The 22,866-nt window shown below is 77.1% G+C and carries 20 protein-coding genes; 11 read left to right on the top strand and 9 right to left on the bottom strand.

Annotated elements, in window-relative coordinates; all coding sequences use genetic code 11:
- Positions 1–19 precede the first annotated feature (19 nt).
- Genes KG103_RS11810 through KG103_RS11830 form a run of 5 tightly spaced genes read left to right on the top strand, consistent with a single transcriptional unit; the run spans position 20 to position 5,405 of the window.
- Positions 20–643 carry a DUF4129 domain-containing protein gene (locus KG103_RS11810; RefSeq protein WP_207340966.1) on the top strand — a complete coding sequence of 208 codons (624 nt, stop codon included), beginning with the start codon at positions 20–22 and terminating at the stop codon, positions 641–643.
- Positions 640–1,830, top strand: a complete 1,191-nt coding sequence (locus KG103_RS11815) for a DUF4350 domain-containing protein (protein WP_207340965.1) — start codon at positions 640–642, stop codon at positions 1,828–1,830. The genes KG103_RS11810 and KG103_RS11815 overlap by 4 nt, the downstream gene beginning before the upstream one ends.
- A gap of 41 nt (positions 1,831–1,871) precedes the next feature.
- Positions 1,872–2,858, top strand: coding sequence for an AAA family ATPase (locus KG103_RS11820; RefSeq protein ID WP_207341245.1), 987 nt, complete (start codon positions 1,872–1,874; stop codon positions 2,856–2,858).
- Between the two features lie 3 nt (positions 2,859–2,861).
- Positions 2,862–4,178, top strand: a complete 1,317-nt coding sequence (locus KG103_RS11825; RefSeq protein ID WP_207340964.1) for a DUF58 domain-containing protein — start codon at positions 2,862–2,864, stop codon at positions 4,176–4,178.
- Positions 4,179–4,235: 57 nt separating this feature from the next.
- Positions 4,236–5,405 (top strand): winged helix DNA-binding domain-containing protein, encoded by a 1,170-nt coding sequence (locus KG103_RS11830; RefSeq protein ID WP_207340963.1) that lies wholly within the window; start codon positions 4,236–4,238, stop codon positions 5,403–5,405.
- Between the two features lie 4 nt (positions 5,406–5,409).
- On the opposite strand, the gene KG103_RS11835 is transcribed toward KG103_RS11830, so the two are convergent.
- Positions 5,410–6,399 carry a stage II sporulation protein M gene (locus KG103_RS11835; RefSeq protein WP_207340962.1) on the bottom strand — a complete coding sequence of 330 codons (990 nt, stop codon included), beginning with the start codon at positions 6,397–6,399 and terminating at the stop codon, positions 5,410–5,412.
- A gap of 74 nt (positions 6,400–6,473) precedes the next feature.
- Between KG103_RS11835 and KG103_RS11840 the strand changes: the two genes are divergently transcribed.
- Entirely contained in the window at positions 6,474–7,322 is an 849-nt protein-coding gene (locus tag KG103_RS11840) for an RDD family protein (protein WP_249670567.1), read from the top strand.
- A 28-nt stretch (positions 7,323–7,350) separates the two neighbouring features.
- Here the strand turns inward: KG103_RS11840 and KG103_RS11845 are convergent, their stop codons facing one another.
- Genes KG103_RS11845 through KG103_RS11855 form a run of 3 tightly spaced genes read right to left on the bottom strand, consistent with a single transcriptional unit; the run spans position 7,351 to position 8,244 of the window.
- The gene (locus tag KG103_RS11845; protein ID WP_207340961.1) at positions 7,351–7,560 is read right to left on the bottom strand and encodes a Trm112 family protein; all 210 of its coding nucleotides are present in this window, start codon (positions 7,558–7,560) and stop codon (positions 7,351–7,353) included.
- Between the two features lie 43 nt (positions 7,561–7,603).
- Positions 7,604–7,858, bottom strand: coding sequence for a hypothetical protein (locus tag KG103_RS11850; protein WP_207340960.1), 255 nt, complete (start codon positions 7,856–7,858; stop codon positions 7,604–7,606).
- Positions 7,855–8,244, bottom strand: coding sequence for a DUF3499 domain-containing protein (locus KG103_RS11855; RefSeq protein WP_207340959.1), 390 nt, complete (start codon positions 8,242–8,244; stop codon positions 7,855–7,857). Before KG103_RS11855 ends, KG103_RS11850 begins: the two co-directional genes overlap by 4 nt.
- 101 nt (positions 8,245–8,345) lie before the next feature.
- On the opposite strand from KG103_RS11855, the gene KG103_RS11860 reads away from it, so the two are divergent.
- Positions 8,346–8,831 (top strand): metallopeptidase family protein, encoded by a 486-nt coding sequence (locus tag KG103_RS11860; protein ID WP_372434897.1) that lies wholly within the window; start codon positions 8,346–8,348, stop codon positions 8,829–8,831.
- Positions 8,832–8,856: 25 nt separating this feature from the next.
- On the top strand, positions 8,857–9,765 hold the full coding sequence (locus KG103_RS11865; RefSeq protein ID WP_207340958.1) for a glycosyltransferase: 909 nt from the start codon (positions 8,857–8,859) through the stop codon (positions 9,763–9,765).
- Between the two features lie 96 nt (positions 9,766–9,861).
- Here KG103_RS11865 and KG103_RS11870 read toward each other — a convergent pair whose 3' ends face one another.
- The 3 genes from KG103_RS11870 to KG103_RS11880 all read right to left on the bottom strand — a co-directional run bounded on the left by KG103_RS11870 (position 9,862) and on the right by KG103_RS11880 (position 15,584).
- Positions 9,862–11,451, bottom strand: coding sequence for a DUF5719 family protein (locus tag KG103_RS11870; protein ID WP_207340957.1), 1,590 nt, complete (start codon positions 11,449–11,451; stop codon positions 9,862–9,864).
- The gene (locus KG103_RS11875) at positions 11,448–15,170 is read right to left on the bottom strand and encodes a glycosyltransferase (RefSeq protein WP_207340956.1); all 3,723 of its coding nucleotides are present in this window, start codon (positions 15,168–15,170) and stop codon (positions 11,448–11,450) included. The genes KG103_RS11870 and KG103_RS11875 overlap by 4 nt, the downstream gene beginning before the upstream one ends.
- Positions 15,171–15,254: 84 nt before the next feature.
- Entirely contained in the window at positions 15,255–15,584 is a 330-nt protein-coding gene (locus KG103_RS11880; protein WP_307860937.1) for a WhiB family transcriptional regulator, read from the bottom strand.
- Between the two features lie 241 nt (positions 15,585–15,825).
- Between KG103_RS11880 and KG103_RS11885 the strand changes: the two genes are divergently transcribed.
- The 3 genes from KG103_RS11885 (at position 15,826) to rfbA (ending at position 19,078) form a co-directional block, all read left to right on the top strand.
- Positions 15,826–16,578, top strand: coding sequence for a TIGR03089 family protein (locus KG103_RS11885; RefSeq protein ID WP_249670568.1), 753 nt, complete (start codon positions 15,826–15,828; stop codon positions 16,576–16,578).
- Positions 16,579–16,798: 220 nt separating this feature from the next.
- Entirely contained in the window at positions 16,799–18,157 is a 1,359-nt protein-coding gene (locus KG103_RS11890) for a hypothetical protein (protein WP_207340954.1), read from the top strand.
- 48 nt (positions 18,158–18,205) lie between these two features.
- Entirely contained in the window at positions 18,206–19,078 is an 873-nt protein-coding gene (rfbA, locus tag KG103_RS11895; RefSeq protein WP_207340953.1) for a glucose-1-phosphate thymidylyltransferase RfbA, read from the top strand.
- Between the two features lie 80 nt (positions 19,079–19,158).
- Here the strand turns inward: rfbA and KG103_RS11900 are convergent, their stop codons facing one another.
- Positions 19,159–20,694, bottom strand: coding sequence for a lipopolysaccharide biosynthesis protein (locus KG103_RS11900; protein WP_207340952.1), 1,536 nt, complete (start codon positions 20,692–20,694; stop codon positions 19,159–19,161).
- A gap of 10 nt (positions 20,695–20,704) precedes the next feature.
- A complete protein-coding gene (locus KG103_RS11905; RefSeq protein ID WP_207340951.1) occupies positions 20,705–22,813 on the bottom strand; it encodes a DUF2142 domain-containing protein in 2,109 nt (702 codons plus the stop codon).
- Positions 22,814–22,866 lie beyond the last annotated feature (53 nt).

Below are 22,866 nucleotides of genomic sequence, written 5' to 3' on the forward strand. Positions count from 1 at the left end.
CCGCGGGACGGGTGGTGCCGTGATCGTCCTCGCCGGGGTGCCGGTCGAGCCCGACGCCGACACCGCACGCCGCTGGGTGCGCGGGGAGCTGCTGGACCCGGTGTACCACCGCCAGGACACGCTGCTGGAACGCGTGCTCCGGTGGTTCGCCGAGCTCCTGGACGGCCTGCCGGAGGCCGGGCTCTCCGGACGGACCCTGCTGCTCGTCGCCGTCGGCGTGGTGCTGGTGGTGGTCGTCGTCGCACTGCTCGTCGCGGGACCCGTGCGCGCCGGCGCGCGACGCCGCCGGGCCGGCATGCTGCACGCCGACGACCGGCGCACGGCGGCGCAGCTGCGCGACGCCGCCGACGCGGCCGCGCAGGCCGGCGACTGGTCGAGCGCCGTCGCCGACCGCTACCGGGCCGTCGTCCGCGACCTGGAGGAGCGCGGGCTCCTCGACGAGCGTCCCGGGCGCACGGCGCACGAGGCGGCCCGGCTCGCCGGTGCCGCCCTGCCCCCGCACGCCGACGCGCTGGCCCGCGGGGGTGACCTGTTCGACGCCGTCGTGTACGGCGACCGGCCGGCGGCCGCGCAGGACGACACCGCGATGCGCGAGCTCGACGCCGCGGTCCGCGCCGCCCGGCCCCTGGCGGTGGGCGCATGACGGCACCGGCGTGGGCGCCGGCCGGCGAGGTCGTCGGCGACGGCACCACCGGGCGCTCGCGCGCCGCGCACCGCTGGCGGGCGGCGCGACCGTGGCTGGTCGTGCTCGCGCTGCTCGTGGTCGGCGTGCTGGTCCTCGCGCTGCCCGCCCCGCCGGAGAGCAGCGCCCCGGGCAGCCCCGACAACCCGGGGCCGGCGGGGGCGCGTGCGGTCGCCCAGGTCCTGCAGCGCCAGGGCGTCACCATCGAGTCCGTCACGACGGCGGCGGACGCCGTGGCGGCCGCGACCGGTGACAGCACGGTCGTGGTCATCGGCGACGGGCTGCTCGGCGCGGACCAGCTCGACGCGCTCGTCGCCCTCGAGGACGACCTCGTGCTGGTGGACGCTGGGTGGGCGCTGTCGACCCTGGCCCCCGACATCGAGGCCAGCAGCTCCGCCGGCGCGGCGAGTTCGCGTGCGGCTGAGTGCACGGACCCGGACGCCGTCGCGGCCGGCAGCGTGGTCGCAGGCGGTGGCTACCACGACGGCACCGGCCGGGCCACGGTGTGCTTCCCCGCCACGGACGGCTCCGGGGCCTACCTGACGTTCGAGCAGGACGGTCGGCGCGTCTCGGCGCTGTCCGACCTCCGGCTGCTGAGCAACGACGTGGTCGACGAGGAGGGCAACGCAGCCCTCGTGCTGCGGGTGCTCGGCCGCCACGACCACCTCGTCTGGTACGTGCCGAGCCTGAACGACGTGGGTCCCGTCGCGCAGGACACCGACGACCCCGGCCTGGCGGACCTCGTGCCGTGGGTCGGGCCCGTCACCTGGTGGCTGGTGCTCGTGCTGCTCGTGACCATGGTGTGGCGGGCCCGGCGGCTCGGGCCCGTCGTGACCGAGCCCCTGCCGGTCGTGGTCCGGTCCGCCGAGGCCACCCGCGGGCGCGGCCGCCTGTACCGCCGCGCGCGGGCGCACGGGCACGCCGCCGCCGCACTGCGGGCAGGGACGGCCGCCCGGGTCGCGCACCGGCTCGGCCTGCCGCGCTCGGCGGACGCGGCGGCCGTCGTCGACGCCGTCGCCCGCGCCACCGGCCGACCGGCGCGGGACATCGAGACCCTGGTCTACGGACCGCCCCCCACCGGCGACGCGGGCCTGCTGCGGCTCGCCGACGACCTGCACCACCTGGAGAGCGAGGTACACCGACCGTGACCGACGAGACGCTGCCGCACCCGAGCACGCCGACCACCCCCGTGCCCCCGACGACGTCGACCCCGCCCGCCGGGGCCGGGGACGCGCTGCGCGGCTCCCTGGCGGCGGTGCGCACCGAGGTCGCCCGGGCCGTGGTCGGGCAGGACGCGGCCGTCACAGGGCTGATCATCGCCCTGCTGTGCCGCGGTCACGTCCTGCTGGAGGGGGTGCCCGGCGTCGCCAAGACCCTGCTGGTCCGCTCGCTGTCCGGGGCCCTGTCGCTGGGCACCAAGCGGGTGCAGTTCACGCCCGACCTCATGCCCGGTGACGTCACGGGGTCGCTGGTCTACGACGCGCGCACCGCCGAGTTCTCGTTCCGCGAGGGCCCGGTGTTCACGAACCTGCTGCTCGCCGACGAGATCAACCGCACGCCCCCCAAGACGCAGGCCTCGCTCCTCGAGGCCATGGAGGAGCGGCAGGTGACGGTGGACGGGGTGCCGCGCGCGCTGCCGGACCCGTTCGTGGTCGTGGCGACGCAGAACCCGGTGGAGTACGAGGGCACGTACCCGCTGCCCGAGGCGCAGCTCGACCGGTTCCTGCTCAAGCTGCTGCTGCCGCTGCCCGAGCGCGCCGACGAGGTCGAGGTGCTGGCGCGGCACGCCGCCGGGTTCGACCCGCGGGACCTGGCCGCGGCCGGGCTGCGCGCGGTCGCGGGCGCGGACGACCTCGCCCGGGCCCGTGCGGAGGTCGCGCGCGTCCAGGTCGGGCCCGAGGTCCTCGGGTACGTCGTCGACGTCTGCCGCGCCACCCGCACGTCCCCGTCCCTGAGCCTGGGAGTGTCGCCGCGCGGTGCCACGGCGCTGCTCGCGGCCTCCCGGGCGTGGGCGTGGCTGTCCGGGCGGGACTACGTCACCCCGGACGACGTGCAGGCCCTCGCGCACCCGACGCTGCGCCACCGTGTGCAGCTGCGACCCGAGGCGGAGATCGAGGGCGTGACGACCGAGTCGGTGCTCGACACGGTGCTCGCCTCCGTCCCGGTCCCCCGCTGAGCCGTGGCGCTGACGTCGCGCGCGGTCCTGGTCGCGCTGGCGGGCCTGGTCCCCGTCGTCCTGCTGCCCGCGCCCCTCACGGTGGGCGTGTGGGCCCTGGTCGTCGTCGTGCTGTGCGCGGTCGACGTCGCCCTGGCCGCCTCGCCGCGCGAGCTGGCGGTCGCCCGCCGCCTGCCCACGTCGGTGCGGCTGTCGGGGACGGCCGACTCCGAGCTGACCCTGCGCAACACCGGCCGGCGCACGGCCCACGTGCTGGTGCGCGACGCGTGGCCGCCCTCGACGCTGCCGGGCGGGGACGCGCCGACGGGCGCCCGCACGCCCCGGCACCGCGTGGACGTGCCACCGGGCGAGCGGCGCCGGGTCACGACCACGCTCGTCCCCACCCGGCGGGGCGACGCGATCGCCGGCCGCGTGACCGTGCGCACGTGCGGCCCGCTGGGCGTGGCGGCACGTCAGGTGTCGCTGGACGTCCCGGGGCGGCTGCGGGTGCTGCCCGAGTTCGCGTCACGCCGGCACCTGCCCTCGCGGCTCGCCCGGCTGCGGGAGCTCGACGGACGGGCCGCCGTGCAGGTGCGCGGCGCCGGCACGGAGTTCGACTCGCTGCGCGAGTACGTCGACGGTGACGACGTGCGGTCGATCGACTGGCGCGCCACCGCCCGTCGGCGCGAGGTGGTGGTGCGCACGTGGCGCCCCGAGCGCGACCGGCACGTGCTGCTGGTGCTGGACACGTCGCGGACCAGCGCCGCCCGCGTGCTCGACGCCACCCGGCTCGAGGCGTCGGTGGAGGCCGCGCTGCTGCTCGGCGTCCTGGCGGCGCACGCCGGGGACCGCGTCGAGCTGCTGGCGTACGACCGCCGCGTGCGGGCACGGGCCGTCGACACGCACTCCTCGCGCGTGCTGCCGGCCCTCGCCGACGCGCTGGCGACCGTGCAGCCCGCGCTCGTCGAGACCGACTGGCCCGGTCTCGTGGCGCAGGTGCGCGCGCGGCTGAGCCGCCGGGCGCTCGTCGTGCTGCTCACCTCCCTGGACCCTGCCGCCGTCGAGCAGGGCCTGCTCGACGTCGTCGGGGGCCTGACGCGCCGCCACCAGGTGGTGCTCGCCTCGGTCGCGGACCCGGAGCTGGAGGAGCTGCGCACCGCACGGCGCACGGTCGACCAGGTGTTCGACGCCGCCGCGGCGGAGCGCACCTCGCTGGAACGAGCGGCGGTCGGGGTGCGGCTGCGCCAGCGCGGCGTCGAGGTGGTCGAGGCCACGCCCGACGACCTCGCGCCACGGCTCGCGGACACGTACCTCGCGCTCAAGGCGGCGGGACGGCTGTAGGGCTGCGCCGACCGCGGGCGCGCGCCGGGTGTCGGCGCCCGCGGCTACGGTCGGGCCATGCTCGACGACCGTGCGCTCAACCGGGCGCTGCTGGCGCGCCAGCACCTGCTGACGCCCACCCGCGAGCCCGTGCCACGGGTGGTCGAGCACCTGGTCGGGCTCCAGGCGCAGAACCCGTGGTCCCCGTTCCTGGGGCTGTGGAGCCGCGTCGAGGGCTTCACGACGCAGGACCTGGACGCCGCCCTGCTGGACAGGACGGTGCTGCGGATCGCGGTCATGCGCTCGACCGTGCACCTCGTCACCGCGGCGGACGCCCCGGTGCTGGCGGCCCTCGCGCGGCCCGTCATGCGCCGCGAGATCACCGCCAACGCCGACCGCCGCGCCGCGCTGGCGGTCGTGGACCTGGACCACCTCGCGGCGGCGGCGGGCGCGCACCTGCGCGAGGCCCCCCGCCGCACGACCGACCTGGCGGCGTACCTGGCCCGGGACGTGCCCACGGCCCGCCCGGCGGACCTCGCGGCGTTCGCGCGCGCCATGCTCCCGCTGGTGCAGGTCACGCCCCGCGGGCTGTGGCGACGGTCGGCCGCCACCACCTGGACCACGCTCGACGCGTGGGTGCCCGCCGTCACGCTCGCCGCCCCCGACCTCGCGGACGAGGACGCGCTGCACCGGGCCACCGAGGACGTCGTGCTGCGGTACCTGGCCGCGTTCGGGCCGGCGAGCGTGGCCGACGTGCAGGCGTGGTCCGGCATGACCGGCCTGCGGCGGGTCGTCGACGGTCTGCGCGACCGGCTCGTGACCGTCGCCGCGGTGCCCGCCCGCCCCGGGGGCCGCCCCCGCGAGCTGCTCGACCTGCCGGACGCCCCGCGCCCGGACCCCGACGTGCCCGCACCGGTGCGCCTGCTGCCGGACTACGACAACCTGTGGCTCGCGCACGCCCAGCGCACCCGGGTGATCGACGACGCGCACCGGCGGCGGCTGCAGACGCCCAACGGACGCACGCCGGCCGCCGTGCTGGTGGACGGCCGGGTCCGTGCCACCTGGGCGATCGACCGCACGCGCACGGACGGCCCGGCGCGCTCGCGCAGGACGACCGCGACCCTCACCGTGACGCCGCTGGAGCCCCTGCCGGTGGCGCAGCGGCGCGAGGTCGTGGCCGCGGCGGAGGACGCCGTGCGGTTCCTCGCCGACGACGCGGACGCGCACGCGGTGCGGTACGCGCGCTGACCACTCAGCCTGCCGTGGCCACCGCGTACCCGGCACGGTCGTCGTCGAGGTCTCCGGTGTGCCCGGCGTCGACGGCGCGCCGGCCGAGCACGAGCACGTACGTCCAGAAGGCCGCGAGCGTGACGACGCCCACCGCGACCTTCACCGGCCAGGGCAGCGCGGAGCCCGTGACGAACCCCTCCACCAGACCCGACACGGCGAGCACCCCGACGAGGCCGAGGGCGACCGTGAACAGCGCCCGCCCCTCCTGCGCCAGCGCCCGGGCGCGGGGACGCGGGCCCGGGTCCACCCACGTCCAGAAGATCCGTAGCCCCGCCGCACCGGCCACGAAGACGGCGGTGAGCTCCAGCAGGCCGTGCGGGGAGATGAGCTGGAGGAACACGTCCAGCCGGTCGTGGGCCGCCATCAGGCCGCCCGCCGCGCCCACGTTGACCGCGTTCGAGAACAGCACGTACACGGGGAAGAAGCCGGTGATGCCGGTGGCGACGCACAGCGCCGCGATCCAGGCGTTGTTCGTCCACACCGTCGCGGCGAACCCGGCGCCGGGTTCGTAGTACTCCGCGAACGACTGCTCGACGTACTGGCGCTGCTCGGCCGGCGAGCCCATGAGCGTCAGCGCGTCGGGCGACGTGGCGACCAGGACGCCCGTGGCCGTCGCGACGGCCAGGAACACCGTCATCACGGTGACGGTCCACCAGCGGATGCGGTAGAACGCGGCCGGCAGGCGGACCCCCACGAACCCCGCCACGTCCGACCACGACGGCGCGTGGGTGCCCGCGAGCCTCGCCCGGGCCCGGGCCAGCACCTGCGACAGCCGTGTGACGGTCTCCGGGTCGGGGGCGGCCGAGCGCACCGCCGACAGGTCCGTCGCGGTGGCCTGGTAGAGGGCGACCAGCTCGTCGGCCTCCGCCCCTGTGAGTCGGCGCCGACGGGCCAGCTCGTCGAGGCGCGACCACGTCGGCGTGCGGGCGCGGGTGTACGCGTCGAGGTCCACGCCCCCAGCCTGCCATCGCCGACGCCCGGCACGTGCGTCCCGCGGGTCGGCACGTCGCCGGATACCCTGCCCGGGTGACCACGACCGGCGCCCGCCACCCCGACCTGCAGGACGGTGTCGTCATCGGCGAGGGCGTGGTGCTCGACACCCGGCCCGCGTCGGTCGCGTCCCGGCTCCTGGCGGGTTTCGTCGACGTCCTCGCGCTCGGCGCGGCGGCCCTGGTCGTCGGCCTGCTGCTGCGCGGCGTCGAGATCTCGATCCCGGCCGAGTACGTCCGCATCGTGACCGTGGTCGCGATCGTGACGGTCACCGTGGTCGTGCCGACCACCATCGAGACGCTGAGTCGCGGCCGGTCCCTCGGCAAGCTGGCGGCCGGCGTGCGCATCGTCCGCGACGACGGCGGCCCCATCACCTTCCGGCACGCGTTCGTCCGGGCGCTGACCGGCGTCGTCGAGCTGTGGGCGACGCTCGGGTCGGTCGCCGTCCTGTGCTCGCTGGCCAACTCACGGGGCAAGCGCGTGGGTGACCTGCTCGCGGGCACCTACGGCTCACGCGTACGGACGGCCGCCCCCGTGCGGACCGCCGCGGTGATGCCCCCGCAGCTCGCGGGGTGGGCAGCGCACGCCGACGTCGCACGGCTGCCGGACGGCCTCGCGCTGGCGGTCCGCCAGTTCCTGGGACGGGCGGCGACGCTGCACCCCGGCTCCCGGGCTGAGCTGGGCACGCGTCTGGCGGCCGACCTGCGCCCGTACGTGAGCCCGCCCCCGCCCCCGGGGACGCACCCGGAGGTGTTCCTGTCCGCGGTGCTGGCCGAGCGCGGCCGGCGCGAGACCGTCGTCGAGATGCAGCGGGTCCGCCGCGAGCAGGCCGAGGCGGCGCTGCTGCGTCGGCTGCCGCACGGTGTGCCCGACCCTGAGCTCTGAGCGCGCGGGCACGGCCCGCGGCACCCGGTCAGGAGGCGGGACGCGCCTCGTCCACGAGCAGCACCGGGATCCCGTCCACCACGGGGTAGACGAGCGGACGCTCCGGGTCGGTCGAGACCAGCACCGGCGCGCCGTCGTCGTCCGTGCCGTCCACGAGCTCCGCCCCGGTGACGGGGCAGCGCAGCAGCGCACGCGCCCAGGGCTCGAGGTCGGTGGCGGGGCCGGGCGTCGCCGTCATGGCATCTCCAGGGGTCGGGCGGGCGTCGTACGGGCGGCGCGTCTCAGGCGCGCGGTGAGCCGTCGGGCCGCAGGGGCGTGCCGTCGCCGTCGACGACGAACCAGGCGGTGGTCTCGCACGCCGGGCAGGACGCGAAGACGGCGGGGCGTCCGTCCGGGAGCGCCAGGCGCACCCGGGTGAGGTCGGTGGCCGCACAGGCGTAGCACTCCGGGGCGGTCGCGGAGTCGTCGACGACCGGGCGCGTGATGGAGCCCAGGGGCTCGTCCGCTGGCGGGCGCCTGTCGCGCGGCGGGGTCACGGCTGCTCGCCCTGCGCCGCACCGGGCACCACCCGCAGGTGGCCCCTCCGGCGCGACGTGTCCGGGGCGGGTGTCGCGGCGGGCGCCAGCGCCGGCGCGGGCTCGGGCGCACGTCGCCGGCCCGCCTCGCGCACGGCCTCGGCCAGCGCGACCAGGTCGTCGTGGCTCGGGGCGGCGGCCTGCAGCTCGGGCAGCAGCCGCACGACCTCCCAGCCACGGGGGGCCGTGAGCCGGTCCGCGTGCTCGACGCACAGGTCGTAGGAGTGCGGCTCGGCGAGCTGCGCGAGCGGGCCGAGGACGGCGGTCGAGTCGGCGTACACGTAGGTGAGCGTCGCGACCGCAGCGTGCGGGCACGCCGTGCGCGAGCACTGCCGGACGGATCTCACGTGCAGACGGTACCCCCCGGCGGGCCTGCACGGCGGCGCGCGCGGACCGCGTGTCGGGCGAGCGTGCAGGACGTCCGCGGCACCGTGGCTACAGTGACGGTGTGACACCGCTCGGCCCCTCCCGCCCCACCGGCCCGCGCCGCGGCGCGGTGAGCGCTCCCGCCGCGGCGGCACCCGTACGCCGGCGCGACCGGCGCGGGCGCGGCCTGCGCGGGACCGTCCTGCCGATGAGCACGCCGGGGTACCGCACCCGTGCCGAACGGTTCGACGACCTGGTGCTGGACGCCGTCGAGGACCTCGAACGCCGCTGGGCCCGGCAGCTGGAGGGCGCGGAGTTCGCGGTCGAGGACGTGCCGCCGTCGAACCCTGCGCCCTGGGAGCACGGCGGTGTGCCGCTGGGGCGGTACTTCCCCGCCGACGCCGGCCTGCCGCACCGCGTGGTGGTCTACCGCCGGCCCGTCGAGGCGCGGGCGGCCGACCCGGCGGACCTCGCCGACCTCGTCCGGGACGTGGTCGTCGAGCAGGTCGCGCACCTGCTGGACCGCAGCCCGGAGGAGATCGACCCGGGCTACGACGACGGGCGCTGAGCTGCGCCCACTAAGGTGACCGTCGATGACCACGCGCCACTCCCCCGAGCCCGCCGGCACGCGGGCGCCCACCCACGGCACGACCACCCCTCGCGTGCGGGTGGTCTGCGTCGTCTACCACCCCGGTGACGAGCTGGCTCGGTTCGCCGAGACGCTCGCGACCGCGTCGCGCGGACCCGTCGAGCTCGTCGTCGTCGACAACGGCACCGACCACACGGTCGCCGAGTCCGTGGTGACCGGTGCGGGCGGCCGGCTGCTGGTGCCCGGGTCGAACCTCGGGTACGGCGCGGCCGCCAACCGGGGTGCCGCAGGGGCCGACGCGCCGTGGGTCGTCGTCGCCAACTCCGACATCGAGTGGACGCCGGGGTCGCTCGACCGGCTGGTCGCCGCCGGTGAGGAGCAGCCGAGCGCCGGCGCGCTGGGTCCGATGCTCATGAACACCGACGGCACGATGTACCCGTCCGCCCGGGCGCTGCCGTCACTGCGCCAGGGCGCCGGGCACGCCCTGTTCGCCCGGCTGTGGCCGGACAACCCGTGGACCCGGGCGTACCACGCGCGCCAGGAGTCGACCGGCGGCTACCTGCGGGAGGCCGGGTGGCTCTCGGGCGCCTGCCTGCTGCTGCGGCGCGAGGCGTTCGAGCAGGTGGGCGGCTTCGACGAGTCCTACTTCATGTTCTTCGAGGACGTCGACCTGGGCGAGCGCCTGGGCCGCGCCGGGTGGGAGAACCTCTACGTCCCCGACGTGCGCGTCACGCACGTCGGCGGCACGTCCTGGCGCGAGCGCCCGGCGCCGATGATCCGCGCGCACCACGCGAGCGCGCTGCAGTACCTCGAGCGCCGCTACGGCCGGTGGTACCAGGCCCCGGTGCGGATCGCGCTGCGCGCCGGCCTGCGGCTGCGCGAGCGGCAGCAGCTGCGGTCCGCCGCACGCTGAGCACGCTCCGGCCCGCCCCGACGCAGGTGCCCGTGCCCGTGCCCGTGCAGGGACGGGTGCGGGGTTGCCCGCACCTGTGACGGACGTCGCCTGCCGTCAGCCGCGCGCGGGCCGTGCGTCCTCACGGACCGCGACCGCGCCCGTGGCGCCCACGACGCCCACCGGGTCCAGCGTGGCCACCAGCGGCCCGTCCTCCTGCTCGAGGGTGAGCGCGACGGCCCAGACGAGCGGCACGCCGCCGACAGGCTCCAGCTCCACCCCCGCCGCGTCGGGGGCCAGGTCGGCGACGTCCCACGCGCCGGTGGTCCCGGCGTCCACCCGCACACGGTGCTCGGACAGGACCTGACCGTCGCCCCCGAGCACGCGCAGCGTCGCGCTGCCCTCGCCCTGCGCGTCGGCGTCCTGACCGATCGCACCCACCACCACCCGCGCCCCGACGCCCGCCGGGAGCGCGATCGCGCCGTGCGCCCCGGTCGCGGTGGCGGCGGACCAGGCGCGTTCGACGCGCGGCTCGTCGTCGAGCGCACCCGGGGCGCCGATCCGCGAGGTGACGGCGCCGGCGACCACGGGGACCTCGGCGTCCACCACGACGGTGTACGCCCCGGTCGGCAGCCCGCCCAGCGGCACGTCGGTGACCTCGCCGCCCGCGAGCGTCACCCGGTCCGCGCCGGGCAGCGCCACCGGGCCGTCGCCACCGAGCAGCGTCACCCGGGCGACGGTCTGCTCCGGCCCCGGTGCCAGCAGGCGCAGGACGGGGGCGTCGGGCGACCCGACCGCCGACTCCACGGCGACCACGCCCGTGACCACCTGGCGCGTCGCCGGGGCGGCTCCGGCCACGACCAGGTCGGTCCCCGCGGGCGTGAACCCGCGCACGGCGGTGTCCTGGACGTGCGCGGCCACCTGCCCCCCCGTGACGGTGACGTGCACGACGATCGCGGCCTGGTCGGCAGCGGCACCACCGAGGTCGACCGTGGTGGTGGCCCCGGGCGCGACGAGGTGCCGGGCGGTCGTCGGGTCGACCGGACCACGCGGCCCGAAGATCTCGAGCTCGACCTGCGCGGCGGTCAGCCCGGGGTTGCTCAGCACCAACGTCGAGGTCGAGCCGACCGCCGTGGAGCCGCCCACGAACCAGTGCCCGCTCGAGGGTGCCCGGCACGACGCGGCGGCCAGGCCACGGGCGTCGCCGTCCGAGACGACCGAGGTCCCCGTGGCGGCGACGACCGGCGAGGTGTCGCCGGGCTGCGCCCGCACGACGAACGGCGTCGCGCCGCCGGTCACCCGGACGGCGCCGCCACCCGCGGCGACCTCGCGCGTCGCCGCCGTGCCGCCGAGCGGCAGGACCGCGAGCGGCCCGGCACCGCCGGCGGCGGCGGTCACCGCGTCGAGCGCGACCTGCGGCTGGACCGGCGACGGGTCGAACGCCGCGTCACCCCGCTCCCCGCGCTGCGGCAGCACCACCGGTCCGGGGCACTGCAGCGTCACGGGGGTGGGGTCGACCTCCACACCGGGCGCGTCGACCGCGCGCGCGTCCGCCGCACCGAGCTGCGTGGCGCCCGCCACGGCACCACCGGCCAGCGCGAGCACGAGCAGGCCCGACGCGGCACGCGCCAGGCGCCCGCGCCGCGTCCGCGGCGGGGTGCCGGCCCCGGCGTCGGGCGTCGGCGGCGGGGTCGTCGTCCCGGTCACGTGCGCACCCCTCGACGTCGTCGCAACGGCAGCGCGAGCAGGACGGTGACCAGCGTGGTCAGGCCCAGCGCCGCCACCCACGGCGCCCGCTGCGGGCTCACGTACCGGACCTCGAGCACGCCGCCGTCGGAGCCCAGCTCGAAGGCCTGGCGCCAGCCCGCGTCGACGGCGGGGAGCTCGCGGCCGTCCAGCCACGCGTGCCAGCCCGGGTCGGCGCGCTCCGCGAGCACCAGCACCCGCCGTCCGTCACCCCCGGGCACCGTGGTGCCGATCGCGCGACCCTCGGCGGGGACCGCGACGGCACCCGCCGCGGGGTCCGTGACGTCCTGCCCGGCGCCGAGGAGGCGCGCCCAGGACGTGACGACCTCACCCTGCGCGGGACGGACGCGCCACAGGGTGGCCGAGCTGTCGTGCGTCACGCGCTCCAGCCCGGCGGTCGCGTCCAGCACACCGACGAGCCGCGCGCGGGCGGCACGGCTCTGCGCGTCGTCCTGCGTGACCGCCGGCACCAGCACGTCGGCCACCCCGAGCGCGCCCACGTCGTGCGCGACGTCGCCCGCAGCCCCCTGCACGAGCCGCGCGGCGAGGGCCGCGACCTCGGCCGCCGCGTCGTCGGGTGCGGCCACCACCGGCGCCCGGAGCGACCCGGTGAGCGCCCGCGTGGTGACGGCGGCGGCGTGGTCGACGTGCTGGTCGCCGTCGGACCGCAGCAGCGAGAAGTCGACGGACCCGTCCCCGCGTGCGGTGAGGGCCAGCACGCGCGAGGAGGCGGTGGACCGACCGGCCTGCTGACCGACGACGGGCACGACCGGCTCACCGGACGCCCGCAGCGCGACCGCGTCGCCCGTGCGCGCCGTCCACGCCCAGCCCAGGGTGCCGCACGCCACGGCCACGACGGCCACGACGGTGGTGACGGCCACCAGGGGCTGCCGCCACCCGAACGACTGCCGGGCGAGCCGCGCGGTGAGCCGGTCGCTGCCCAGCACGGCCGCACCCAGCAGCCCCAGCGTCGTCAACGACACGGTGGCGCCCGTCCACGCGGGTCCCACCGCGTCGGCGCCGGCCGCGGCCGGCAGCACGGCGACCGCGGCGCCGGCGGCGACCCCGACCGCCGCCACCGCCCAGCACACGCGCACCCCGCGGGCGACCGGGCGGCCGCGCAGCAGCGCACCGGCCGCGAGCAGCACCAGCACGGCACCCGTCAGGTACGGCCAGGCGACGGCGAGCACGTCGGGCAGACCCGCCGGCACCAGGACGGCCGGGTCCGCCGGGACCCCGAGGGCGCGCGACCAGGCCGCGGCCGGCTCGACGGGCGTCGCCGGACCGGGCTCCGCCAGCAGCAGCCGGACGCCCGCCGCACCCCGGGTCCCGACCTCGACGAGGAACGGCGCCAGCAGCACCAGCGTCGGCACGAGGACCCCCAGCACCCGGACCCGCGCCCGCGGCACGGTGGCCGCGACCACCACGACGAGCAGCACCGCAGGCACGAGCAGCACGGGCGCGGCGGCGACGGCCACGGCCAGCGCGAGGGCCGCACCCGCCGCGGCGGCGACGGAGCCCGTGGGGTCGGGCGCCCCGACGAACGTGGCGACCACGGCTGCCTCGTCGGCAGGGGGCGCCGCCGACCCCGTGGACCCGGCGGCGGTCGCCGGCCGGGCGACCGGGACGGCCCCGGAACCGGGCGCCCGCGGTGCCGGCACGACGCCGACGCCCCGGACAGGCGTGACGACGTCGACCTCGGCGTGCTCCGCACCCGCCGTCCCGTGCTCAGCACCCCCCGTCCCGTGCTCCGCACCCGCCAGCCCGTGCTCCGCACCCGTCGTCCCGTGCTCCGCAGCCACGGACGCCCGGACGCCCACCGGGGCGACGTCGGCACCGAGCACCCGGCGGGCGGCCTCAGCGGCCCGCTCGTCCGCGGCGACGTCCGCGTCGGGCTCGTCAACCTCCCGCCGGGCGGTCGAGATGCCGGAGAGGACCTGGTCCACGCGCTGCACCCCGACGGCGCGCGCGAGTCCCAGGGCGACCCAGGGCAGGGCGGTGTGCGCGACGACCGCGCCCACCCGACCGTCCCCGACCGCCAGCAGCAGCGCGGGCGCGGACGCCCAGACGAACGCGGCCCACGCGCGCACGACGACCGAGCGGGTCGCGGCGCCGGCAGCCGCCCACGCCCCGAGGCCGGACAGCACGACGGCACCCAGCACCAGCACCGCGACGCCCGCGGTCGGAGCGCCACCGAGGAGCACCGCGAGCACGGCGAGGACCACGAGCAGCGGGTCGGCAGGGCCGGGTGCACCGACGCCAGCGGCGACCCAGCCCGACGTCGCGGCCGCCCACAGGTCACCCGGACCCGTCGTCGTGCGCGCGAGGGCGTCACCGACCAGCGGTGCACCCGCCGCCACCGGGCTCAGCAGACGACCCACGGCGGCCGCGGAGAGCAGCCCCAGCACCACGGCGACCACGGCGAGCGTGACGCGACGGCGGGTCGCCAGCAGGGCCAGCTCACGCAGCTCCAGCTCGCTGGGCGCGCGCACCAGCCGGCGCTCCTCCAGCCGGGCCAGCCGACGGTCGCGGGCCTGCTGCCAGACGTCGCGCCAGGTCGCCTGCAGCGGGCGCAGCGTCCGCCGGGGCAGCACGCGAGAGGCGCGCGCGCGGCGGCGCGCCCGGACCACCGGGCCCGGGCGCAGCAGCACCAGGATCGCGACGCGCAGCTCCGCCACCGCCAGCTGCGGGTGCTTGGCCGCGACCTGGCCCAGGGAGCGCAGCACCGCCACCGCCAGCGTCATCGCGGCGACCAGCGGGACGAGAGGCAGCGGCGCGCTCGCGAGCCGCTGGTGCAGCAGGGACCGGCGCCGGGCCGCGAACGAGCGCGTCGGGTCGGCGCTGTCCGGCTCACCGTCCCCGTCGAGGTCGACCTCGCCCGGTGCCGTGTCGGACTCCGTACCGCGCGTCGGGCGCAGGCCGTGGTAGGACGCCTGCGCGTGCCGGACGACGGCGGTGGGCACGACGACCACGCGGTGCCCCGCGAGCCGCGCCCGCCGCGACAGGTCCAGCCCGTCGCCGAACCGGTCCAGCGCCGGGTCCGTGCCGCCGAGCGCGTCCCAGACGTCGCGACGCACCAGCGCGCCGGCGATGCCCACTCCGAGCACGTCGGTGCGCCCGTCGTGCTGGCCCTGGTCCAGCTCGCCGGGCTCGACGTCGGTCATCCGCCGTCCGGAGCGCGTCGTGCGCACACCCACCTCGAGCAGCCGCTCCGGGTCCGTCCAGGTCCGCTGCTTGCAGCCGGCGACCGCGACGGACGGCGCGTTGGAGACCGTGCGCACGAGCCGGGCCAGCGCCTCCGGCGCGGGCGCGCTGTCGTCGTGCAGCAGCCACAGCCACGTGGTCGGGCGCTCCCCCAGCGCCTCCGCCAGCGCGTCCAGCCCGGCCTGCACCGCCTCGCCGAACGTCCGGGCCTGGGGCGCCCGCACGGTCGACAGCCGGGGGGCGGGCCCGGGCACCGCCGCGAAGGCCTCGTCGAGGACCGGTCCGACCCGCTCGTCCGCGGGTGCCACGTCGACGACCAGCACACGCAGGGGCCGCCGCGACTGGGTCGCGACGGCGCGCAGCGTCGTCGCGAGGTAGCGGGTGCGGCCACGGGTCACGACCACCGCGGTCACCGGTGTCGTCACCGGCACCGCGGCCGTGGTGATGGGGTCCGCAGGGGACAGCGTGTCAGTCATGCTCGCGCCATCATGCCGTCGCGGTGCCGCGTCGGGCGGGAGGCCGCCCGGGCGTGGCGCAGCACAGCGCCGACGCCGGCACCGTCAGACCACGCGCCGCTTCAGCTTGCGCCGCTCACGCTCGGACAGGCCGCCCCAGATGCCGAAGCGCTCGTCGTTCGCGAGCGCGTACTCGAGGCACTCGGCGCGCACGTCGCACTGCGTGCACACCTTCTTCGCCTCGCGGGTCGACCCGCCCTTCTCGGGGAAGAACGCCTCGGGGTCCGTCTGCGCGCACAGCGCACGCTCCTGCCATCCCATCGGCCCGTCGTCGTCCGGCGTGCCGAACATGGACAGCACGTTGGCGACGGGCTGGACGGGTGCAGGGGTGGCGGCGTCCGTCGGGAAGGTCTCGTCGTCGAGCAGGTGCCACATGCGTGCCTCCGCGGGTGTCGTGCTCGGTGCTCGTGCCTGCCGTTCCGGTCGCTGACCAGCGCCCGGCACCGGCTGGAGGCGGCGCGGAGGCCGCGACCGTGGTGCGCGTGGATGGATCAGTCCTTGAATTACACGCGTGTCGTTCCGTGCCGTCAACCGGAGCCGTGCTAGATGCCCGACTTGCCCGGGTGAAAGTTGACCGCGCCCGGCGTGGCGCGCACGCATGTCTAGCCTGGGCACCGTGGACACCAACGCGGACCGCCCCCCGACCCACGTCGGCGACCTCCTCGACCGGCTGCTGGGCGACCCCGGACGCCCCCGCCTGACCTGGTACGGGGAGGACGGCGAGCGCGTCGAGCTGTCCGGGGCGGTCCTCGTCAACTGGGTGAACAAGACGACCAACCTGCTCGTCGAGGAGTTCGACGCGGGACCGGGCACGACGGTCCTGCTCGACCTGCCCGGTCACTGGCGCACCCTCGTGTGGGCCCTCGCCGCGTGGCGCGTCGGGGCCTGCGTCGTCGACACCCGCGGCGGGACGCCCGACGTGGTCGTCACCACCGCGCCCGAGGCGCACGCCGGCGCGCCCGAGCTCGTGGCGGTGGCCCTCCCGGCGCTCGCACGCGCGTGGCCCGGCCCGCTGCCCGCGGGGGCGATCGACGCCGCCGGGGCCGTCATGACCTACGGCGACCAGCCGGGCCCCGTGCCCCCCGTCGACCCCGCCGCACCCGCGGTCGGCGGCGATCGGCCGGTCCGGCACGCGGACCTCGTGACCAGCGGCCCGGGCGGCCGCACGCTGCTGCCTGCTGCGGACGGCACCGGGGCGCTGCGGCGGTGGCTGGCCGTGCTCGCGTCGTCGGGCTCGCTCGTGCTCGTCGACGCCCCGCTCGCCGACCGCCTGCGGGCGGACCCCGGGCGCCGCGACCGGCTGGTCGGCTCCGAGCGGGTGGAGCACGACCTGCTCGACGAGGGCGCGGGCAGCACCTCGCACCCGTGACGCCGTCGGCGAGCACCTACCCGCCCGCTGCCGCTGCCCCGCACGCCCCCGTGCGGCATCATGCGACGGGGCGTCCCGCCACGGCCACGGACCGACCGGGCCCCCGCACCACCCGGGCCCGCGGGCGTCGCGCGACCGGTCGGCGCCACCGCCACGCCGCAGCCCGTCGACACGACGGCCCGGCGGCTGCGGCGTCACGCAGGGGGGCCAGGAGGAGCGGATGAGGACTGCAGACACCCCGCGGCCGGGCAGCGGGCAGATCCCGGCCCGACCCGCACCGGGGGCGACGGCCGGCGACCTGACCGACGGCGACCGCGCGCCCGGACGCCACCGGGGCGACGCCGCGGTGACGGCCGCCGTCGCGCTGCTCGCCGCGGTGGTCGCCTGGTTCCGCCTGGCGCCCCTGGCGCGCGACACGCTGTGGGCCGAGGACGGCCCGGTGATGCTCACCGACGCCCTCGACCAGGCGTTCCCGGACGCCGTCCTCAACCCGTACGCGGGGTACCTGCACGCCCTGCCCCGGGCCGTGGCCGACCTGCTCGTGGCCGTGGTGCCGCCGCAGTCGTGGGCGGTCGCCGTCACGGTCGCCTGCTGCGTGATCACCGGCCTCGTCGCCGCCCTCGTGCACCGCTGCGCCGCGGACCTCGTCGAGGGCCGGTGGACCCGCATCTCGCTCGCAGCCCTCACGGTCGCCGTCCCCGTGCTCCCCCTCGAGGTGCTCGGGAACCTCGCGAACCTGCACTGGCTGATGCTCTGGGCCACGCCGTGGATCCTGCTCGCCCGCCCCCGTGGCCGGGTCGACACCGTCGTGCTCGCGTCGGCGGCGCTGATCGCCGGCCTCACGGAGATCCAGACGGCGGCCTTCGCGCCGATGCTGCTGTGGCGCACGCGCGACCGCGCCCGGCTGCCCGTCCGCATCGCCTGGCTGGTGGCCGTCGCCGCCCAGCTCGTGACCGCCGCCACGACGTCGCGCGACGCCGGCGACGCCCCCGTCCCCGGCGTCGGCGAGGCGCTCACGAGCTGGGCGTACGGGGCCGTGCTGACGCTGTGGACGGGCACGGGCCGCGGCCTGCACGTCGCGACGGACGTGCTCGGCACCGCCGCCGTGGTCCCCGTCCTGCTCGTCGTCGCGGCCGCCTGCGTCGTCGTGGTGCGCCGCGGCGACCCGGTGCAGCGGGCGTGGGCGCTCGGCGCCCCGGTCGCCTCCGTCGTCCTCTACGTGCTCGCCGTCCGCGCGAACGCCCCGGTGCTGTCGCCCGGGGACGGCTGGGCGATCGTGCGGTACGCCGTGGTCCCCTCGATGCTGGTCGCCTCCGTCGTGGTGCTGGCGGTCGCGCTGCTCCCCCGCGGCCGTGCCTGGCGCGTGCCGGCCGCCGTCCTCCTCGCGCCGGCCGTCGCGGCGGCGGTCGTCAGCTGGCAGCCCACCGTCACCGCGCGCAACGAGGGTCCGTCGTGGTCGCAGCAGGTGCTCGAGGACCAGCGGGCGTGCCGGGCCGATCCCGCGATCGGGCCCGTGGTCGTCACGCTCGCGCCCGAGGACTGGTGGATCGGCCTGGACTGCGCCGACGTCGCTCCCTAGAACCCGCGCATTTCGGTTCCGAGGCGCGATGCAGCAGACTGTCGAGCCATGCGAGGGATCATCCTGGCCGGCGGCTCCGGCACGCGACTCCACCCGATCACGCTCGGCGTCAGCAAGCAGCTGGTGCCGGTGTACGACAAGCCGATGATCTACTACCCGCTGTCGACGCTGATCCTCGCCGGGATCCGGGACGTGCTGGTCATCACCACCCCCCACGACGCCGAGCAGTTCCAGCGGCTCCTGGGCGACGGGTCGCAGTTCGGCATCTCGATCAGCTACACGGTGCAGGAGCAGCCGAACGGGCTCGCGCAGGCGTTCGTCCTCGGCGCGGACTTCGTGGGGGACGACAGCTCCGCGCTCGTGCTGGGCGACAACATCTTCTACGGCGCAGGGCTCGGTGCCCAGCTCCAGCGGTTCGGCGACATCGACGGCGGGGCGGTCTTCGCCTACCGGGTCGCCGACCCCACCGCCTACGGCGTGGTCGAGTTCGACGCGGAGGGCCGCGCGCTCTCGCTCGAGGAGAAGCCCGCCCAGCCGAAGAGCAACTACGCCGTCCCGGGCCTGTACTTCTACGACAACGACGTCATCGCGATCGCGCGCGACCTCGAGCCCTCGGCCCGCGGCGAGTACGAGATCACCGACGTGAACCGTGTCTACCTCGAGCAGGGACGGCTGCAGGTCGGCGTCCTGCCGCGCGGCACCGCGTGGCTCGACACCGGCACGTTCGACTCGCTCCTCGAGGCGTCGGACTACGTGCGGACCATCGAGCACCGGCAGGGCCTCAAGGTCGGGTCCCCCGAGGAGGTCGCGTGGCGACGCGGCTTCCTGTCGGACGACGAGCTGCGCGAGCGCGCCGAGAAGCTGGTCAAGTCGGGCTACGGCGCGTACCTGCTCGGGCTGCTGGAGACCGGGCGCGACTGACGAGGTCCCGCGGCGCGGGGAACCGCGCCGCGGGTCCCGCGCGCCGGTCGCGAGGCGCAGCGCACGGCTCCGCCGCGACGTCAGGACCGGCGCGAGCCCTCCGAGGGCGCGGCCGCGCCCTCGGTCCGGGTCCCGCGGCGACGCCCCACGAGGAGCAGCACGGCCGCGGCCAGCGCCGCGATCACGGCGAACACCGCCAGCTGGGCGAGCCGCGGCACACCCGCCGAGGCCACCCCCCAGGCACCGACCGCGGCGGCACCGGCCACCGCGAGCGACACCAGCGCCCACGGCACGTCGACCACCGACCCCCGCGCGCCGGTGAGCGACCGGGCGCCGCGGCGCAGCACCAGCACCATGGCCAGTGAGGCGACCACGCCCGTGGCCGCGAGCCCGAGCGGCCCGAGCAGCACCGCGGCGACGACACCGGTGACGATCTTCACGACCACGTACGCGGCGTACGCCCCCGTCTCGATGCCCGGCTCGCCGACCGCCCGGACGAGTAGCGCGACGACCGAGGTCGCGAGCGCCAGGACGTACCCGGCGGCGAGCAGGGCCGTGACGCCGGCGACGCCGCTCACGTCCGGTCCGACCCAGGCGGCCGCGAAGGGCGGGAGCACCGCCAGCGTGAGCGCGGCGTACGGCACCGCGAGCCGGAACCACGTCCGCTCGGCCTCGTGCGCGTGCGCGGCGACATCGCGCGGGTCACCCGCCGCCAGGACGCTGAGCCGCGTGAACAGCGGGGTCAGCAGGACGACGGGCGCCAGGCACACCGCGGCCGTGAGCGGCGCGGCCGCCGTGACCGTCGCGATCGCGGCCGTCGGCAGGAGCACCCCGGCGAGCAGCACGTCGAGCTCGCGCTGGGCGACGAAGCCGAGCCCGCTCAGCTGGTTGCGCCAGGCGTACGACCACATCTCCCCCAGCTCGGCCCGGTACGCCGGCCGACGGACCTCCCGCCGCAGGTGCCGGGCCGCCGCGACGGCCCCCAGCAGGACGGCCATCGCGGCGTCGGCGTAGGAGGCGACGACGAGCGCCGGCAGCCCCGCGCCGGTCGTCAGCGCCACGACGATCCCCGCCGCGAGCACCAGCCGCGCGCCGAGCGAGACGACCGCGAACGCGACGAACCGCTCGTGCGCGGCGAGGTAGCTGCTGAACGCCAGCCCGATGAGCTGGAGCACCGCGATCGTGCCCGTGTGCCGGAAGGCCGTGTACGCCTCGGCCCGCAGCTCCGGCGGCACGTCGACGACCGCGAGCACGACGTCCGCGGCGAGGGGTCCCGCCAGCGTGACGAGCACCAGCACGACGCCGAGCACCGCCAGCACCGTCGCGGTGACCCGGCCGGCCATCTGCACGTCGCCCCGGCCCCGGGCGACCCCGTGGAACCGCTGCATGATGCTGACGACGCCGAGGTCGGCGGTCATGAGCAGGTTGATCGTGGTGATCATGAGCGCCCACACCGCGTACGTGGACGCACCCAGCGAGGCGATGACGAACGGCGTCGCCAGCAGCTGGACCGCCAGCGGCGCCATGCGCGCCACGGCGACCAGGGCCGGCCCGAGCCGGGACGCCGTCCCGGGCCGCTCCTGCCCCTCGGCCGGCGACGGCAGCCCCTGGCTCACCGGTGCCCGCTCACAGGTAGAAGTGCTCGGCGATGACGCCGATGGAGGCCAGGTGCAGCACCGCGACCCCGGCGACGAGCACGCCCGCGGCGACGGTCGCGGTGGACGCGGCACGCCGGAACCTCTGCGCGAGCAGGACCGGCAGCGCGAGCAGCGCCGGCGCCGCCAGGAGGACGTACCGGCCCTGGAGCAGGTCCGTGCGCCCCGAGGAGGCGAAGAACAGGTACTCGATCAGGTACATGCCGCCCACGGCGCTCGCCGCCGCGACCGCGCACAGCAGGATGTAGGCGTCCAGGCGGCGCGCCTCCTCGTCCCGGCGTCCGCGCTGGCGCACGACCATGACGACCCAGACCACGAGGGCGACGGCGACCGCCACGTAGACCCAGAAGATCACCGTGTACATCAGCTCGGGCAGCGGGGTGTTGACCCACCCGAAGACGCCCCAGTACTGCCGGATCCACAGCCCGCGGGCCTCCTCCAGCGCAGGGTCGTACTGCGTGGCCAGGTACGTGATCAGGTCGCGCGCCCCGTCGTCGGGCGTCTCCGGGAAGCCGAGCCCCGGGTCGACGCCCAGGACCCGCGACGCGACGAGCCAGGTGCCGTACGTGAGGGCGACGCCCACGAGGGCCAGCAGCGGCTCGACGACGTACGTCCGCACGTCCCGGACCCGGTGCCGCACCTTGCCGAGCAGCCACCCGGTCGCGACGGCCACCACGACGATCGCGGCGAAGGGCTTGCCGAGCGCACCGCACCCGGCCGCCACGCCGGCGCCGAACATGACCCAGGGGGCACGTGCGGAGCGCACGAGCCGCGCCGCCAGCCACAGCGCCGCGAACCCGGACGCGATGACCCAGGCGTCGTTGTTCACGATGGCGAACTGGTGGGCGAGCATGGGTTGGAGGGCGACCGCCACCGTGAGCAGGGCCTGCGGCGCGCGCCGTCCGGGGAAGAGCTCACCGGCGAAGCACCAGGCGAAGACGATCGCGAGCGCACCGAGGGCCACGGACCACAGCCGGATCGCGTGGACCTGCTCGACGGTGTCGTCGGGGGCCAGCGCGTACGCGATCGCGGCGGGCCCGTAGTACGCCGGTGGGTACGAGGCGGCGGGTGCGGTGCCGTCGGAGCCGACGCCCACCTCGGCGTCCCGCTCGCGCAGCTCCTCGACCGCGTCGTCACCGTAGTCCGGCCGGTCGGTGGGGCGGTGCGCCGAGACGTTCATGGCCTCCGAGGCCACCTTGAGCGACTGGGAGTAGGGCCCGTACCGCACCTCCTCCGTCGCCCAGTTGGGCAGGCGCCCCTCCTCGGCCATGAACTGGACGTTGGCGAAGTGCGCGCCCTCGTCCATGCCCTGCAGCGGCGGGATGAGCGCGGTCCACAGCAGCCCTCTCACCACCACCAGCGCCACGACGGCGACCAGGCCCCAGCGCGGCCGCCGCACGAGCAGCACGATCGCCCCCGCGAGCGCCAGCCCCAGCAGGGCCACGCCGACCGGGGAGCCCCACGGCCCGGAGTAGTCGTCCATCCGGTCCAGGACGAGACCGATGCGGCCGACTGCCGGCGCCTCCTCCCCGTAGCGGGTGATGTACGCGGCGTCCCCGCCGCGCGTGTCCCACACCGACGGCCCGACGACGCTCCCGGGGGTGATGGAGAGCGTGACGTCGTACGTCTTTCCCGCACTGTCCTCGATCGGGTCGACGCTGACCACCGGGTTCGCCGCGTTGTCCACGAGGCTGTCGCACGGGATCTCCGAGGTGCCGAGGACCTCGTCCCCCTCCTCGAGCGTGGCGACGAGCGTGCACTCGATCGAGTCCAGGTACGTCGCGAGGACGACGTCGACGCGACTGAGGCCGTCCTCCTGCGCGAGGACGGAGAAGCTCTCCTCCTCACCGGGCAGGATCGCCGGGAGCGGCTCGGTGAGGACGATGTGCTCGGTCACGTCCGCGCGGACGGCCTCGGTGGGCTGCAGCAGCGCGGCGACACCCGCCAGGACCACGAGGAGCGCACCCAGCGCGGCCGGCCACCACCGCCGGCGTCGCGGTACGGGTGCGGCGGCAGCGCCTGCGTCCGCGTCCGACGCCAGGTCCGCCCTGTCCGCAGTCCGGCCTGCGACCTCGTGCACGGCGAGCTCCTCTCCGGGCCCCCCGGTCGGGCGGGCACGGCGCACGATTCTCC

It is taken from the genome of Cellulomonas wangleii (genome assembly GCF_018388445.1).
Classification (GTDB): Bacteria; Actinomycetota; Actinomycetes; order Actinomycetales; family Cellulomonadaceae; genus Cellulomonas; species Cellulomonas wangleii.